This window comes from Amycolatopsis sp. NBC_00355 (assembly GCF_036104975.1).
Classification (GTDB): Bacteria; Actinomycetota; Actinomycetes; order Mycobacteriales; family Pseudonocardiaceae; genus Amycolatopsis.
On the sequence record NZ_CP107982.1, the window covers coordinates 5,323,951 to 5,338,945 of the forward strand.

At 72.4% G+C, this 14,995-nt stretch carries 12 protein-coding genes; 6 read left to right on the forward strand and 6 right to left on the reverse strand.

Annotated features, from left to right (window positions below; all coding sequences use genetic code 11):
* The first annotated feature begins 49 nt into the window (after window positions 1–49).
* Complete coding sequence (locus OHS18_RS23645; protein ID WP_328612443.1) at window positions 50–2,230, forward strand: FAD-dependent oxidoreductase; 2,181 nt, start codon at window positions 50–52, stop codon at window positions 2,228–2,230.
* Window positions 2,227–3,357, forward strand: coding sequence for an N-methyl-L-tryptophan oxidase (solA, locus tag OHS18_RS23650; protein ID WP_328612444.1), 1,131 nt, complete (start codon window positions 2,227–2,229; stop codon window positions 3,355–3,357). The genes OHS18_RS23645 and solA overlap by 4 nt, the downstream gene beginning before the upstream one ends.
* A gap of 11 nt (window positions 3,358–3,368) precedes the next feature.
* Here the strand turns inward: solA and OHS18_RS23655 are convergent, their stop codons facing one another.
* The 3 genes from OHS18_RS23655 to OHS18_RS23665 form a co-directional block, all read right to left on the reverse strand.
* On the reverse strand, window positions 3,369–4,010 hold the full coding sequence (locus tag OHS18_RS23655) for a dTMP kinase (protein ID WP_328449211.1): 642 nt from the start codon (window positions 4,008–4,010) through the stop codon (window positions 3,369–3,371).
* 71 nt (window positions 4,011–4,081) lie between these two features.
* Complete coding sequence (locus tag OHS18_RS23660) at window positions 4,082–4,849, reverse strand: hypothetical protein (protein WP_328612445.1); 768 nt, start codon at window positions 4,847–4,849, stop codon at window positions 4,082–4,084.
* Complete coding sequence (locus tag OHS18_RS23665; RefSeq protein WP_328612446.1) at window positions 4,846–5,427, reverse strand: papain-like cysteine protease family protein; 582 nt, start codon at window positions 5,425–5,427, stop codon at window positions 4,846–4,848. The genes OHS18_RS23660 and OHS18_RS23665 overlap by 4 nt, the downstream gene beginning before the upstream one ends.
* Window positions 5,428–5,676: 249 nt before the next feature.
* Between OHS18_RS23665 and OHS18_RS23670 the strand changes: the two genes are divergently transcribed.
* The 3 genes from OHS18_RS23670 (at window position 5,677) to OHS18_RS23680 (ending at window position 10,318) form a co-directional block, all read left to right on the forward strand.
* A complete protein-coding gene (locus OHS18_RS23670; protein ID WP_328459209.1) occupies window positions 5,677–6,675 on the forward strand; it encodes a hypothetical protein in 999 nt (332 codons plus the stop codon).
* A 366-nt stretch (window positions 6,676–7,041) separates the two neighbouring features.
* Complete coding sequence (locus OHS18_RS23675; protein WP_328612447.1) at window positions 7,042–8,703, forward strand: hypothetical protein; 1,662 nt, start codon at window positions 7,042–7,044, stop codon at window positions 8,701–8,703.
* A gap of 28 nt (window positions 8,704–8,731) precedes the next feature.
* Complete coding sequence (locus OHS18_RS23680) at window positions 8,732–10,318, forward strand: ABC transporter substrate-binding protein (protein WP_328612448.1); 1,587 nt, start codon at window positions 8,732–8,734, stop codon at window positions 10,316–10,318.
* Window positions 10,319–10,375: 57 nt separating this feature from the next.
* On the opposite strand, the gene OHS18_RS23685 is transcribed toward OHS18_RS23680, so the two are convergent.
* The 3 genes from OHS18_RS23685 to ahcY form a co-directional block, all read right to left on the reverse strand.
* On the reverse strand, window positions 10,376–10,795 hold the full coding sequence (locus OHS18_RS23685; RefSeq protein ID WP_328612449.1) for a type II toxin-antitoxin system VapC family toxin: 420 nt from the start codon (window positions 10,793–10,795) through the stop codon (window positions 10,376–10,378).
* Entirely contained in the window at window positions 10,792–10,986 is a 195-nt protein-coding gene (locus tag OHS18_RS23690) for a hypothetical protein (protein WP_328612450.1), read from the reverse strand. The genes OHS18_RS23685 and OHS18_RS23690 overlap by 4 nt, the downstream gene beginning before the upstream one ends.
* A 111-nt stretch (window positions 10,987–11,097) precedes the next feature.
* Window positions 11,098–12,570: an adenosylhomocysteinase gene (ahcY, locus tag OHS18_RS23695; protein WP_328612451.1), complete on the reverse strand. Its 1,473-nt coding sequence runs from the start codon at window positions 12,568–12,570 to the stop codon at window positions 11,098–11,100.
* 105 nt (window positions 12,571–12,675) lie between these two features.
* Here ahcY and OHS18_RS23700 point away from each other — a divergent pair, with 105 nt between their 5' ends.
* On the forward strand, window positions 12,676–14,934 hold the full coding sequence (locus OHS18_RS23700; RefSeq protein ID WP_328459208.1) for a hypothetical protein: 2,259 nt from the start codon (window positions 12,676–12,678) through the stop codon (window positions 14,932–14,934).
* Window positions 14,935–14,995 lie beyond the last annotated feature (61 nt).

Below are 14,995 nucleotides of genomic sequence, written 5' to 3' on the forward strand. Positions count from 1 at the left end.
TGACGCACGTTGTTGCCGAAGACGCAACTTCGCCCGGAGGGATCCCGCGATGGCACAGCCCCGGGTGGTGGTCATCGGCGCCGGCCTCGTCGCCCGCGCGCTCGCCGACGAGCTGACCGAGCGCGGCTGGACCGACGTCACGGTGCTGGGCGGCGGCGCGCGGCCCGACACCCCCGGGCTCGTGTTCCGGACCGGCGCGGACCGCACGCTGACGGAGTTCGCGAAGTACACCGCCGCGAAGTACAGCGGCCTCACGCTCGACGGCCGGTGGTGCTTCAACCCGGTCGGCAGCCTGGAGCTCGCGACCACTCCCGAGCGGCTCGCGGATCTGAAGCGCCGGCACGGCTGGGCGACATCGTGGGGCGTGCGCGGCTTCCTGCGCACGCCCGGCGCATGCGCCGACCTGCACCCGCTCCTCGACGAAACCCCGGTGCTGGGCGGGTTCCACGTCCCGGGTGACGGCCTGCTGCACGCCGGGAACGCGGCCGAAGCCCAGGCGCGGCGGGCAGCGACGCGGGGTGCGAAGTTCCTCGACGACGACGTCGTGGCGATCGACCGGGCCGGCGGACGCGTCACCGGCGTCGTCACCGCTTCCGGACGGCTGCGCGCCGACGTCGTCGTGTCGTGCGACGGCGCCGGCGCGCTCGTCGGCCTGGCGGTGCCGCACGTGCCGCGGCCGCACCGGTACGCGCGGACGTCACCGCTGGCGGAACTGGCCGGGCACAACGACGACCACGCGCAGGCGGGCAAACCCGTGCTGCGCCACCACGACCGCGCGCTGTACTTCCGCGAGCACGTCGACCGGCTCGGCGTCGGGGCCCTCACGCTGCGGGACGAGGACTTCGACCCGGCGTGGGACGCGGCCGCCGCCCTGCTGCCCGCGCTCCGCGACGCCAAGCCCGAGATCGTCGGCACGGTGACGCTCCCGGGCACGCCGGACGGGATGCCGCTGCTGGGCGAGCACCCGGACCTCGAAGGCTTCTGGGTGGCCGAGGCCGTCCGGGACGAGCACTCCGCCGGGGTCGCGCGCGAACTGGCGCGCTGGCTCGTCGACGGGCAGCCGACGCTGGCCGTGCACGGTTGCGACCTGGCCCGCTTCGACCGCGTTTCCCTGCGGGGCAAGGGTTTCGCCGAGGTCCACGAGATCGTGCACCCGCTGGATCCCCGGGACGAGCCGGTGCGGACCGGGCCCTTTTTCGAGCGGCAGAGCGCACTCGGCGCGTACTTCCTGCCGGCGGACGGCTGGGCGCGGCCGCAGTGGTACCAGGCCAACGCGGACCTGCCCACGGCCCCGGCGCGCGCCGGCTGGGCCGCGCGGCACTGGTCGCCGATCGGGTACGCGGAGTCGCTCGAGGCCCGCGAGCGCGTCGCGATGTTCGACCTGACGCCGGTGCCGCGGCTGGCGGTCACCGGCCCGGGAGCGCTGCCGTTCCTGCAGGCGATGACGACCGGCGACCTGGCGAAGCCGCCCGGCTCGCTCACCCGGACGCTGCTGCTCGGCGAGGACGGCGGGGTGCGCGGCCTGCTGACCGTCGCCCGGCTGGGCGGCGAACGGTTCCACGTCGGCGCCGGCAGCCGGCTGGACTTCGACTGGCTGCGGCGCCACCTGCCGGGCGACGGCACCGTGCAGCTCCACGAGACCACGCCCGGCACGTGCTGCGTCGGCGTTTCGGGTCCGCTGGCCCACGACGCCCTGCCCGAACTGTCCACAGTGGAGTCCCCCGCCGAGGAGACCTATGTGGACGACGTCCCCGTAGTCGCTTTGCGACTGTCCACTGTGTCCTGGGAGTTCCACGCTACAGCGGACCTGGGCCGACGGCTGTGGGACGCGCTGCGGGCGCGCGGGATCACCGCCGCCGGGCACCAGGCGCACACCAGCCTGCGGCTGGAAGCCGGAGTGCCCGTCCCGGGCGTCGACGTCACCACCGAGCACGATCCGTACGAAGCCGGGCTCGGCTCGCTCGTCCGGCTGGACAAGGGTTACTTCCTCGGCCGCGACGCCCTCGCCGGCCGCTGCGACGCCGGCACCGGCCGCCGGCTGACCCGGTTGAGCGTCGACGGCGTCGTGCTGGGCCAGGAACCGGTGTACGTCGGGGACCGCGCGGCCGGGTACGTCACCAGCGCCGCGGACGGGATCGCGTACGCCTGGCTGCCGGTGGAGTACAGCGTGCCGGGGACGCCGGTGGCGATCGAGTACTTCGGCACGCGGATCCCCGGGAGGGTCGCATGACGCACTACGACGTGATCGTGCTCGGCCTCGGCGGGATGGGCAGCGCCGCGGCGTACCGGCTGGCGCAACGCGGGCAGCGGGTGCTCGGCCTCGACCAGTTCGCGCCGGTGCACCACCTCGGGTCGAGCCACGGCGGTTCGCGGATCACGCGCCAGGCCTACCTCGAAGGCCCCGAGTACGTGCCACTCCTGCTGCGGGCCCACGAACTGTGGGACGGCCTCGAGCGCGACAGCGGACGCAAGCTGTTCACCCGCTGCGGCGGGCTGATGGTCGGCGCGGCGGCGTCGCGGACGATCACCGGCAGCGTCGCCTCGGCGGCGGCGTTCGGCATCCCGCACGAACTGCTCGACGCCCGGGAAATCCGCCGCCGGTTCCCGACGACGTCACCGGCACCGGACGAGGTCGCGCTGTACGAGCCGGGTGCCGGGCTGGTGTCGCCCGAGGGCAGCGTCGCCGCGCACCTGCAGCTCGCCGCGCGGTGCGGCGCCGAACTGCACCACGAGGAGAAGGTGTTCACCTGGAGCACCATGGCCGGCGGCGTGCGCGTCGGGACCTCGCACAACTACTACACGGCCGACCGGCTGGTGCTGTGTCCCGGCGCGTGGGCCGGCGAGCTGCTGCGCGACCTCGGCGTCGGGTTCACCGTGCGGCGGCAGGTGCAGTTCTGGTTCGCGCCGTCGGGCGGGGTCGAGCCGTTCCGCCGGCACCCGGTCTACATCTGGGAAGCCGACGGCTACACGTTCTACGGCTTCCCGGCGCACAACGCGGCGGGTGACGGCGTGAAGGTCGCGTTCCACAGCGGCGGCCGGCCGTGCACGCCCGACGGTCTCGACCGGACGGTGACCGAAGCCGAGGTCCACGAGATCGCCACGGTCGTCAAGCGCCACCTGCCGACGCTGCCCGGCGCGTTCCTCCGCGCGGTGACGTGCATGTACACCGACACCGCCGACGAGAGCTTCGTGCTGGCGCCACACCCCGCCGAGGAACGCGTGCTGCTCGCGTGCGGCTTCTCCGGCCACGGCTTCAAGTTCGCGCCGGTGGTCGGCGAGATCGTCGCGGACCTGGTCGTCGACGGGACGACCACGCACCCGATCGCCCGGTTCGACCCGGCGCGCCTGCTGGCCTGACCTCGAGCCGGTCAGCCCAGGAGCGTGGTGGCAAGGGACTCCAGGTCGACGCCCGCGACGCCGTCCAAGACGTGCCACGGCGCGAGCCAGCCCGCGGCGGCCAGCTCGTCGTAGACGTCCGCGCAGCGCCGCTGCAGCCCGTCGTCGGTCTCGAACGCGTCGCGCTCGCGGTCGGTTTCGGCCGCCGCACGGCGTTCCGCGCGTTCCGCCGCGACCGAGGCGGCGACCCGCAACAGCAGGTGCGCGTCCGGGTGCGGCAGGCCGAAGCGGGCGACCTCCAGTTCCCACACCCACTTCACGACCTCGCCGGCCGCGTCCTGCCGCAGGCGCGCGGCGGCGTACGCGGCGTTGGACGCGACGTACCGGTCGAGCAGGACGACGTCGTGCGTGTCACGCAGGGCGCGGATCTCGTCCGCGGCACCGCTGCGGTCCAGCGCGTAGAGCACGGCCATGCCGTACACCGAGTCGGCTAGGTCGCCGTGCCCGCGGTGCAGCGCCTCCTTGACGAGGTCCGCGTGCACGCTCTCGCCGTACCGCGGAAACGCCAGCTTCGCCACGCTCGCGCCCCGGGCGCGCAACGCGTTCGTCAGCCCCTCGGTCAGCGTGCGCTTGCCCGCGCCGTCGAGCCCTTCGATGACCACCAATCGCCCCATGGGCGTCACAGTAACGGTGGTGGACCGGCGGGCTCGGTGGAAGGTGATCGACGCCGAGCCCGCCGGTACGACTAGGCGGTCGCCCGCCGCAGGTGCAGCACGTAGTAACCCGCGCCGCTGACCAGCAGGACCCCGGCCAGGATCAGCAGCGGGATCCAGCCGGTGTCGTTGCTGGAGGGCGCCGGGCCGCCGTCACCGCGGGGCATGACCGAGCCGGTGGCGCCGTAGCCGCCGGCCTCGCCCTTCCGGTCGTAGGCCGAGCCGGGGAGCTTGTCCGCGTACTTCGCCCCGACCGCGCGCTGGTAGTCGGCGATGGTCACCGCGCCGCCGCCGTCGAGCGGGGTGACGCGGCCGTCGCCGACCGCGTACCAGGCGTCGACCTGCGGTTCGTGCAGCAGTTGCGCGCCGGCGGGCAGCTTGCGGGCGAACGCCGTCTCGACGTCTCCCGAGGCGATGTTGCCGATCTGCCAGGCGCCGTCGTCCCCGCGGACCGACCAGAGCGTCGCGGTCCGGCCGTCGGAGGCCTGGACGGGCACCGCGAAGTAGGAGAACACGCCCGGGGCCGCGTCCGGCTTGCCGACGACGAAGTCCGCGGACAGGTCGTAGACGGGGTAGGCGTCCGGCGCGATCCGCACCGAGACCGGCGCGGCCGACGCGCCGGGCGCCTGGGCGAAGAACCGGACCAGGGTGTCCTGGAGCCCCGGCGCGGCGGCCGCGCTCCGGGCCGCCGCGGCGTCGGCGCTGCTGATGCCGGGCGCCTGGGCCGCGCCTGACACCGGTGCCGTCATCAGCAGCGCCGCGCCGGTCAGCACGGCGAGCACCAGCACTCGCCTGCTCATCGGGTGATCCCCGTGAGCGTGTGCGTCCAGGAGAAGGACGAGTTCTGCGTGTAGTACCCGTAGGTCGACCAGTTGTAGCGCCGGGCCGGCCCCGGGTCACCCCAGTACACCCAGTCGCCGCTGGTGTCGTAGCCGTAGAGGACGTGCGTGTGACCGCCGCCCGAGCGGTAGCCGACCCGGGTCTCGACCGGCCGGTTCGCGGCGGTCTGCGTCCGGATCGAGGCGTAGGGGATACGGCTGTCGACGTAGCGGCCGGGCGAGGTGAACCCGAGGCGGGCGAAGGCGCGCTGCGGGTCGGCGAGGGTGCCCGGCAGGTTCGCGCAGTCGGCGCCGTTCGTGCCGCTCGTGTCGTGGGCGAGCTGGCAGAAGCGCGTCTGGCTGACGGTGACGCCGTGGTAGGCCGCGATGGTGTTGCCCGACGCCGCCCAGCACCACTGGTTCCGCTGCTGCGCCTGCATCGAGATCGGGTTCCGGACGTTCGACGGCGCTCCGGACGCGGCGGCGGTGGCCGGCACGGCCAGGCACAGCATCAGGCTCACCGCCAGTGCGGCGTGGACTCTGCTCGACTTCACCAGCACGGACGGCCCTCCTGCTCGAACGTGGGCGAACCAGCGGTGGTCACCACGGTGAACAACGCCGTCACCCGGAGCAAGAACGCCATCTGGAGGAACGGACCGTTCCGGGGGGGCAGCCGGAACGCGGAACAGTCACCATCACGTGGCCAACCACCCTGAACGGGGGTCGGCACGTCTACTTTACGCTGCTAACGTGAACGTTCCGCGGTGTTCACGCCCAGCGCACACACTGGTCGGGTGAAGGGACGAGCGGTGGTACAAGACGGGAACCTCCCACTGATCATCGATGGCGCCCGGGCGACCCGGGCATCGGTCGCCGAACTGCCGAAAGAGCTGACCGAAGCGCTCCGGACCGGCGAATTCCACCATGCCCTGAGACTCGCGATCGCCTACCGCGGCCTCTCGCTCGCCCGGCTCCGCGCGCACCTCGCGCTGCGCGGGGTCCAAATCGGACAGTCGACGCTGAGTTACTGGCAGCGCGGGCTGCGTCAGCCCGAGGTACCCAAGGCGCTGCCGGCGGTCCGGGCCCTGGAATCGGTCCTCCAGCTGCCCGCGGACGCCCTCGTGGTGCTGATCGGCCCGCGACTGGTCCGCCGCGGCCACCAGCCGGCGGCGTCGTTCCACGACCTGCGTTCCGGTGACATGGGGTCGATCGTCGAGGACCTGCTCGCCGAGCTCGGCGCGTACCCGTCGTCGAACCACTACAACGCCGACCTCGAGCTGCTGTCGGTCCACGACACGATCACGTTCGACGCCGAGCACCGCCAGGTCAGTCTCCGGACCCGGCTGGTGACCCGCGCCCGCCGGCACGGCCCGGACCGCTACCTGACGGTCTACAACGGCGATCCGGGCTGCCGGATCGACGACGTCGAGCTGATCACGGACGAGGGCTGCCGCGTCGGCCGCATGCGCCGCAACCCGGACGCGGACACGATGGCGACCGAGCTGCTGTTCGACCGCAAGCTCGCCGAGGGCGACATCCACGTGTTCTGCTTCGAGGTCCGCGACGACTCGGGTTCGGCGTCGCCGGGCTACTACCGGATGCTGCGCGACCGCTGCGCGAGCTACCTGGTCCAGCTGCGCTTCGACCGCAACGCCCTCCCGGCCCGCTGCACCCGCCAGGTCCGCGCCCGCGACGACGCCCTGCCGGTGGTGGCGGAGGAGCTGGCGTGCGACATGGGCGGCGTCAGCAGCGCGTTCTTCAACGACGCGGGTCCGGGGTTGGCCGGAGTCGCGGTGGAGTGGAACTGATTGGCGCAACGGCCCGCCGAATGAACGGAATTTGATTACCCTGCGAGTGCACGATTCACTCGAATGGGTGAAGAGTGTGTTTGGGCACAACTACTCCGGGACGGGTCCCGGGACCGGCGTTTAAAGTATTGCCTTCCAGTCGGGGGAGACTGGACGGCAAGGAGAAAAGTGCCAGAAAACCTCTCCATCACACTCGGCGCACTGGTGGAAGCACAGGTCACCGACGCCGGAGGAACACCGTCGCCGGTTCTGGTCCTCGAAGGAACCGGCGGCTCCGGCCGTTCCACGGCGTTGCGGAAAACGCTGGAGGAATACCGGGAAAAGACGCCGACAGCACTGGTTCAACCGCACGATAACGACGAACCCATGGATTCCGCTGTGCGCGGCGTCCTCACCGCCGTAATGCTCGGTCTCACCCCGGGAATCCGCGGTTACGACGTCAAGTTCCCGCGCACGGTGATCGCGCAGATCGTCCTCAGCGAAGACTTCTCCGGGCTGACCGCGGCCGCGGCGCTGAGCCGGCTGAAGGTGGTGCTGGCCGCCTACAGCGAACCCGCCGCGGTGACCAAGTTCGTCGTCGGCCTGGTGGCCGCCGGTGGAGAACTGGCCGCGAACCAGGCCGCCCCACCCGTCGCCGCGGTCACCTCCGCGATCGCGAAGCAGGTGGCTGCGGGCGTCTTGGCGGCCCTGCGCAAGCGGGCCTGGCAACGGCAGATCGACTGGGACGGCCTCGTGGCCTGGTTCGGCCACCAGGACAAGGGCTTCCGCTACAACGCCGCCCAGATCCTGATCGACCTCAGCAACCGGGCCCGCAGTGACCGTGCCGACCTGCGCGAAGGAGTGACCGACCTGCTGGTCGCCGCCCTGCTCGCGGACCTGCGGCACAGCTGGGAGTCGGCCCGTGGCACCGCACCGAACGTGCTCGTGCTCATCGACGACGCCGACCTGCCCGGCCCGTCGGCCTTCATCGGCTCGCTGATCCGCGTCCGGGCCGGGCTGGCCGCCACGCGCGCCGGCCTGCCGGACCCGGTGAACGTGGCCGTCGCCTCCGCCGGTGCGCTGGCCGACGTGCTCACCGCGGACACCGGCTGGACAGGTGGGGCCGACCCGGCCCGGCCGTGGGTACGGGTGCCGGCGGCCGACCTCGGCCAGGAGGAGGTCTGCCTGCTGGCCCAGAGCTTCGACTGGGGTGGCGGACGCCGGTACGGCTTGATCACCCACCACCTCACCCACGGCCACCCGGAGGGGACGGGCATCGTCCTGCGCGCGCTCGTCGCCGCGCCCGAGCTGGCCGACGACCTCGACGGCCTGCTGCGCCGCCGCGGACCGGGCGACGTCCCGATCGACCGCCGGCTGCTCGAACCGTTCGCCCGCGGCCTGAGCGCGCGCAAGGACGTCGACGAGCCCCAGTTCGAGGCGCTCGTGACCCTGTCGGGTGCCCGTGATCGGCGCGAAGCCGACGGGCTGCTCCCGCTGCTGCCGCACCCGATCGGCATCGGCTCCCCCGTGTTCACGTCACCGACGTTGTGGTCGCCTCCGGGAGCGGACGGCGGCCGCCTGCACCCGCTGGCCCGGTACGCCGGCCTGCGGCTCCTCGCCGCCCGCGACGACCCGGCGACCGGCTGGACGGCGGTGTTCCGGAAGCTGCGGGACCGTGCCGGGCCCGACGACCCGGCCGGCCGGCTGCACCACGAAAGGCTGCTGAGCGGCAAGGAGGTCGTGGCCAAGGAGCTGGCCGGCCTCCTGCGGGAGCTGCGGGCCGCGGACTGGCTGACCCTGCTCGACGAGGTCACCGCCACCCCGGACCCCCGGGAACGGGACTTCGCGGCCGTCTGCGGTCCGAAGCAGCCCGCGACTCCGGTGGACCACATCGTCGTGCTGCTCGGCGTGTTCCCCGCACTCCACGACCCGTGCCTCACCTCCGCGTGGAATCGCAAGACCCTGCAGACCCTCGCCTCGCACAGCCTCACCCACCTGGCCGGGTACGGCGACGAGCGGCCGCCGTTCCTCATGTGGCCCCGGCGCTGACCGCCCCACCTCCCGGAAGGACCCCACCTTGCCCTCGCGCTACCGCTGGGTGGTCGTGCCCCGTGCCGACCGCTTCCCGAAACTGTGGATCGACTGGCTCCGGCTCGGGCTCGTGGTCCTGCTGGCCGTCACCGCCACCGGCGTCGTCGTCTTCCGGCAGGACCTCGGCCGGCTGGCCACCTGCAACGACGGCTGGCCAGGTACCGCCGCCTGGTCCGCCGCCGGCGAGTGCGTCGGGTTGTCCGACGGCTCGTACGCCTTCGGCCTCGACCGGTTCGCCCCGGTGCTGCAGACGATCGACCACCAGAACGACGCGGCCGCCGACAGCTGCGACCCGGACGGCACGCCGGTGACCGTCGGCGTGCTGGTGACCATGACCGACCGCTACACGGGCGGCCGCGCGGTGCACGAGCTCGAAGGCATGGCGGCGGGTCAGCGCCACGCCAACGGCACCGGCTGCGTGCACCCGATGCGGCTGGTGGTCGCGAACATCGGCGCGTACGGCCCGGACAGCGAAGGACTCGACGTCGCGCAGGCGCTAGCCGACCGGCCGGACGTCGTCGCGGTCGTCGGTATGGGCCTGAGCCAGGAACAGGCGGCCCGGACCGCGGACCTGTTCGCCGGCGCGAAGATCCCGATGGTGTCCGACGTGATCACCGCGGAGGGCTTCGACCAGACCGGCTCGCGCGAGGACCAGCCGCAGTTCGACTCGTGCGACCCGGACATCACCTACCAGCACGGGATCGGGCGGGACTACTTCTACCGCGTCGCTTACCGCAACCGGGTGCAGATCGACCGGCTCGCCGCCGTCGTGACCGCGCGGCCGGACTTCATCATGGTGCCCACCGGCGGTTCCGACCCGTACACCTGCACCGCGCTGCCGATGGTGCAGCGCCGGTTCGGCGGCGACGTCACCGAGGTGAAGTTCGACGCCGACGAGTCCACCACGGTGCTGCAGACGGCGAGGCGGATCTGCGGCACGGCCAAGGACGTCACCGTCGTGTACATCGCCCGCGGCAGTGACCTGGCCCGGCTCTTGTTCAGCCTCGACGAGGCGTTCGGCAGCGGCCAGTGCGCGGCGACGTCGGTGGCCGTGGTGAGCACCTCGGACGGCCAGCGGCTCCGCGCGGTCGAGGACAACCCGATGCTGGAGGACCTGCGGGTCCGCGCCCTGCGGTCGGCGAGCTTCGCCACCGGCAAGGTGCGCCTGCTCACGACGCTCGTCTCGGGCGCCGACAAGAAGCGCCCGGACAACCCCGGGTTCGCCGATCTGGAGGAGTCGTTCACCGGCGCCGGGTTCGACCTGGCGGACATCGACGACGGCTGGGCGGTCAACGCCTACGACTCGACGGTCACGGTGTCCGAAGCCCTGCGCACCCTCCCGGCCGCGAAACCGGTCCAGCGCAGCCAGGTGAACACGGCGATCAGCGGCTTCTCCGCGGCGGGCCAAGCGGTCCGCGGCGCGGGCGGCATGATCACGTTCGACAACAGCGGCAACCGGGCCGACGCCGGCCCGCCCGTGGTCCGGGTCTGCCCCCTGCAACCGGCGACCGGATCCCGCCCGGCCCGCACCACAAGCGTGCCGGCGGGCCCGGGAGACCCGGCGACCTGCTGACCGGAGACGCGCCGCCGGTTTCCCGCCGGCGGGACACGAGCTACGCGGGTCCGCCGCTCACCGCACCTCGAACCCGTTGGCCTCGGCTGCCTCCGCTTGGCGGTCGTCCCTGGTCACGAAGGTCACCGGCGCGCCGCCGGTCAGCTCCGCCGTGCCGTGCATCGCGACCGCGATGTGGATCGCGGCGAGAGTGGACACCGGGCTCCCGATCACCGTCCGCCGAGCCGCGGCGAAGACACGCGGATTCAGCGGGACGACTCCCAGCACCGTCCGCGAATCCTCGTCGAACTGACGGAGGAGACTTGTCATGCCGGGCTTGGCCGCGGTGATCGCGCCGGCCAGTTCCAGCCGGGTGAGTTCGCTGGTCAGGACGAAGTGCCCGCCATCGATGAGCAGTTCTCGCAGCTCGGCGTGGCCGGGCTCGTCGGCGAGATAGGCCGCGAACAAGGCGGTCGGGTCAGCGTAGAAGATCGTCACCGGTCACCCCTCGTGCAGCGGATCGGACCCCAGCCACGCGAGAGTTCCTCCAGCTTGTCGTGTCCAGGCGCGTCGTTCTCGGGCACAAAAGTGATCAGCTTGCCTTCGACGACCAGGCGTTTCCGCCGTTCGAGCGGGCTCTCGACCTGCGCCACCACCACTCGCAAGGCCTCGGTGACCAGGTCGTTCATGCTGCGCCCCTCGGCCTCGGCTCTCGCCTTCAGCTATCACTGTTCAGACCATGCAACAGAAAGGCCGCCCCGGACACGTCCGGGGCGGCCTGACCTGCAAGAACGAAAAACTCAGTACCGGTAGTGGTCCGCCTTGAACGGGCCTTCGACGTCGACGTCGATGTACTCGGCCTGTTCCTTGGTGAGCTTGGTCAGCTCACCACCCAGCGCGTCGAGGTGGATCTTCGCGACCTTCTCGTCGAGCTTCTTGGGGAGGCGGAAGACCTCCTTGTCGTACTCCTCGTGCTTGGTGAACAGCTCGACCTGCGCGATCACCTGGTTGGAGAAGCTGTTCGACATCACGAACGACGGGTGGCCGGTCGCGTTGCCCAGGTTGAGCAGGCGGCCCTCGGACAGCACGATGATCGTGTTGCCGTTCGGGAAGATCCACTCGTCGACCTGCGGCTTGATGGTGATGCGCCGGATGCCCGGGTAGCGCTGCAGGCCGGCCATGTCGAGCTCGTTGTCGAAGTGGCCGATGTTGCCCAGGATCGCCTGGTGCTTCATCTTCGCCATGTCCTCGACCAGCACGACGTCCTTGTTGCCGGTCGTCGTGATCACGATGTCGGCGTTGGGCAGCGCGTTCTTCAGCGTCTGGACCTGGTAACCGTCCATCGCCGCCTGCAGCGCGCAGATCGGGTCGATCTCGGTGACGATCACGCGGGCACCCTGGCCGCGCAGCGACTCCGCCGCGCCCTTGCCGACGTCGCCGTAACCGCAGACGACCGCGACCTTGCCGCCGATGAGGACGTCGGTGCCGCGGTTGATGCCGTCGATCAGGGAGTGGCGGATGCCGTAGCGGTTGTCGAACTTCGACTTCGTCACGGCGTCGTTGACGTTGATCGCCGGGAACAGCAGCTCACCGGCCGCGGCCAGCTGGTACAGCCGCAGCACGCCGGTGGTGGTCTCCTCGGTGACGCCGCGGATGCCCTCGCCGATCTTCGTCCACTTGCCGGTGTCCGAGGCGACCGACGCCTTCAGCAGCTCGAGGAACACGCGGAACTCGTCCGAGGTGTTCTCGTCCGGGGCCGGCACGACGCCCGACTTCTCGAACTCGGTGCCCTTGTGGACCAGCATGGTGGCGTCGCCACCGTCGTCGAGGATCATGTTGGGACCCTCGCCGTCCCAGGTGAGCATCCGCTCGGTGCACCACCAGTACTCCTCGAGCGACTCGCCCTTCCAGGCGAAGACCGGGACACCCTTGGGCTCCTCGGCCGTGCCGTTCGGGCCGATGACGACCGCGGCGGCCGCGTGGTCCTGCGTCGAGAAGATGTTGCAGGACGCCCAGCGCACCTCGGCACCGAGCGACACCAGCGTCTCGATGAGGACGGCGGTCTGGACCGTCATGTGCAGGGAACCGGAGACCCGCGCCCCGCGCAGGGGGTAGACCTCCGCGTATTCGCGCCGCAGCGCCATCAGTCCCGGCATCTCGTGCTCGGCGAGGCGGATCTCCTTGCGGCCGAACTCGGCGGCCTCGAGGTCGGCGACGGCGAACTCGATGCCGTTGCGGGTCTCGTGCCGCTTGGCAACGCTTTCGGGGGTCATAGTGGCGATTCCTCCAAGGCTCGATGACTTCCGAACACTACCGTTGTCCGCTCGACCTTCCCTAGAAAGCGATCCGCAGCAGTTCAGGAGGCCCTCACCGTGCCCATGCCCGGCCCGGACACCCGCGTCGTCGAAATCCGCGTCGCCGGGCTCGTGGGCACCAGCGGCGAGACCCTGCTCGACGCGGTCGCGACCGTCGACGTCGCCGGCGACGGTCTGGGCCGCGTGATCCGCCCGGCGGACCGGCTGCGGCGGCCGGCACCGGGACCGGTCCTCCCGGCGCTGGGCCGGTCGATCCCGCGGACCCTCGAAGGCTACCTCTGGCACGGGATGACGTCCGGGGGCGCCGCGAAGGCCACCTGGGCCCTGCTCTTCCCGTTCTCCCTGGCCAACGTCGCGTTCTGGATGCTGCCGGCCGTCCCGCCCGGCCGCCGCCTCCCCCGCGTCCTCGGCGCGGTGTGCCGCGGCCTGCTGCGCGTCGCGGCCCTGCTGCTGACCATGCTGCTGATGGGCCAGCTCGCGGCGATCGCGCTCGACCTGTTCGGCGCGCAGTGCCTCGCGCCCGGCTCGGGCTGCCTGCCCGTCGTCCCGGACGGCTTGCGCACGGTCCCGGCGCGGATCACGGTCGGCCTGCTGCCGCTGCTCGTGGTCATCTTCGTGCTGCACCGGATCTCCTCGGCGAACTGGGCGGTGCACGCCGAGAGCGACCGCGTCGAAGGCCCGCTGCGGATGCGCACCGGCTCCGGGACACCGGCGCTGCGCGGCCTGCACACCGTCGCCGCGCTCGCGTCGGTCGCGCTGCTGCTGCTCGGCGGCCCGTTCCGGGTGCCCGGCGACGTCTTCGACCTGGTCGTCTGGATCAGCACGCTGGCGCTGGTGCTCGCCGCCGTCGTCGCCGCGGCGATCGGCGTCGACACCGGGCGGATCGCCCGCCGCGGCCTGATCGCGTTCGCGACGCTGCTGGTCGTCGTGGCCGCGGTGCGGCTGCGGCCCGGCACCGGCCGGCTGCCGGGGACCAACGGCGTCGTCGAGGGCCTCGGCGCGTCACTGGTCGCGGTCACCGTGCTGTTCGCGCTGTTCCTGGCCCCGGCCGCGGTGCTGGCCCGGCCCACCTGGAAGCACAAGCCGCGCCGGCTGCGGCCGTGGGCGGGCGGCTGGGCGGCCGCGCCCGTGCTCGCGCTCGCCGGCCTCCTCGGCGGCGGGTTCGGCGCCGGGCTCGCCGAAGCCGTCCGACGCCTGTCCGGGGCCGATCTCCTGCAGGTGCCCGACACGTACCTGCTGGTCACGGTCCTGTGGGGCGCCGGGCTGGCGCTCGCCGCGGTGCTGTCCCTGCTGGGCTTCGCGGTCGCCGTCCCGGTGCGCCGGCTGCGGCGGGGCGTCCCGGCGATCGTCGGGCTGATGGAGCACGACGACCAGCAGGAGGTCCAGGCCGCGGCGGCGTGGGCGCGCTCGGCGTGGGAACGGCGGCACCTGCACCACCTGGCCCTCACCGTGGCGTCGGCGATGTCGGCGGGCGGCGCGGCGCTGCTCGTGCTGCGGTTCGGGTTCGGCCAGGTCCCCCGCTGGTTCGGGCCGCTGTCCGCGATCGGCGTCTTCGCGCTCGGCGCGCTGGCCGCGGGGCTGCTGCGCGTCGTCTACACCGCGGCGCGCACACCGCAGCGCAGCCGGCACCTCGGCGCGCTCGCCGACCTCGTCTGCTTCTGGCCGCGGGCGGCGCACCCGACCGTGCCGCCGTGCTACGCGCTGAAGGTCGTGCCCGAACTCGCCGCGCGCGTGCGCGAGCACCTCAAGGAGCCGGGGACGCGGGTGGTGCTGTCCGGCTACAACCTCGGCAGCCTGCTCACGGTCATGGCCGCCGCGCGGCTCGCCGCCGAACTGCCGGAGACGGACCTCGAGCGCGTCGGCGTGCTGACCGCGGGGTCACCTCTGCAGTGGGGCTACCAGCGGGCCTTCCCCGCGCTGCTGCCGCAGGAGTCGCTGGAGCGGCTCTTCGAAAGCCTCGACGGCCGGTGGCGGGCGCTGTGCCGCGGCACGGACATCTTCGGCGGCGGCGTGACGACGTGGCGGCACGAGGTCTCCGACCGGCAGCTCTACGGCGTCGGGTTCCTGGCCGAGGGTGGCTGCGGCCCGCTGAAGGCGAAGGCCGACGAGAACGGCGTCCTCATCCTGGGCGGCGACCACTGGCTGCCGGACCCGCTGCGCGGCCCGACCGGCCGGCACCGCTGGGCGCCGGGGGTGCTCAAGCACCAGGACTACGTCGTCGACGCGGAGTGGGACCACGCCGTCGCGATGGCGGCCGGGCTGGGCAAGCCGACCACCGGTGAGCAGGGCCTGCTCTTCCCGGACTTCCCCGGAAAGCCGTGAAGGGCACCTTCAGGGACTCTATGTCCCTGAAGGTGCCCTTCACGGCACGCTTCGGCTAGCT

Bases quoted from the DNA above. Each gene is read 5' to 3' on its own strand.
- ahcY (WP_328612451.1), bottom strand. From the start codon at position 12,570: ATGACCCCCGAAAGCGTTGCCAAGCGGCACGAGACCCGCAACGGCATC.
- OHS18_RS23690 (WP_328612450.1), bottom strand. From the start codon at position 10,986: ATGAACGACCTGGTCACCGAGGCCTTGCGAGTGGTGGTGGCGCAGGTC.
- OHS18_RS23675 (WP_328612447.1), top strand. From the start codon at position 7,042: ATGGATTCCGCTGTGCGCGGCGTCCTCACCGCCGTAATGCTCGGTCTC.
- OHS18_RS23645 (WP_328612443.1), top strand. From the start codon at position 50: ATGGCACAGCCCCGGGTGGTGGTCATCGGCGCCGGCCTCGTCGCCCGC.
- OHS18_RS23655 (WP_328449211.1), bottom strand. From the start codon at position 4,010: ATGGGGCGATTGGTGGTCATCGAAGGGCTCGACGGCGCGGGCAAGCGC.
- solA (WP_328612444.1), top strand. From the start codon at position 2,227: ATGACGCACTACGACGTGATCGTGCTCGGCCTCGGCGGGATGGGCAGC.
- OHS18_RS23700 (WP_328459208.1), top strand. From the start codon at position 12,676: ATGCCCGGCCCGGACACCCGCGTCGTCGAAATCCGCGTCGCCGGGCTC.
- OHS18_RS23660 (WP_328612445.1), bottom strand. From the start codon at position 4,849: ATGAGCAGGCGAGTGCTGGTGCTCGCCGTGCTGACCGGCGCGGCGCTG.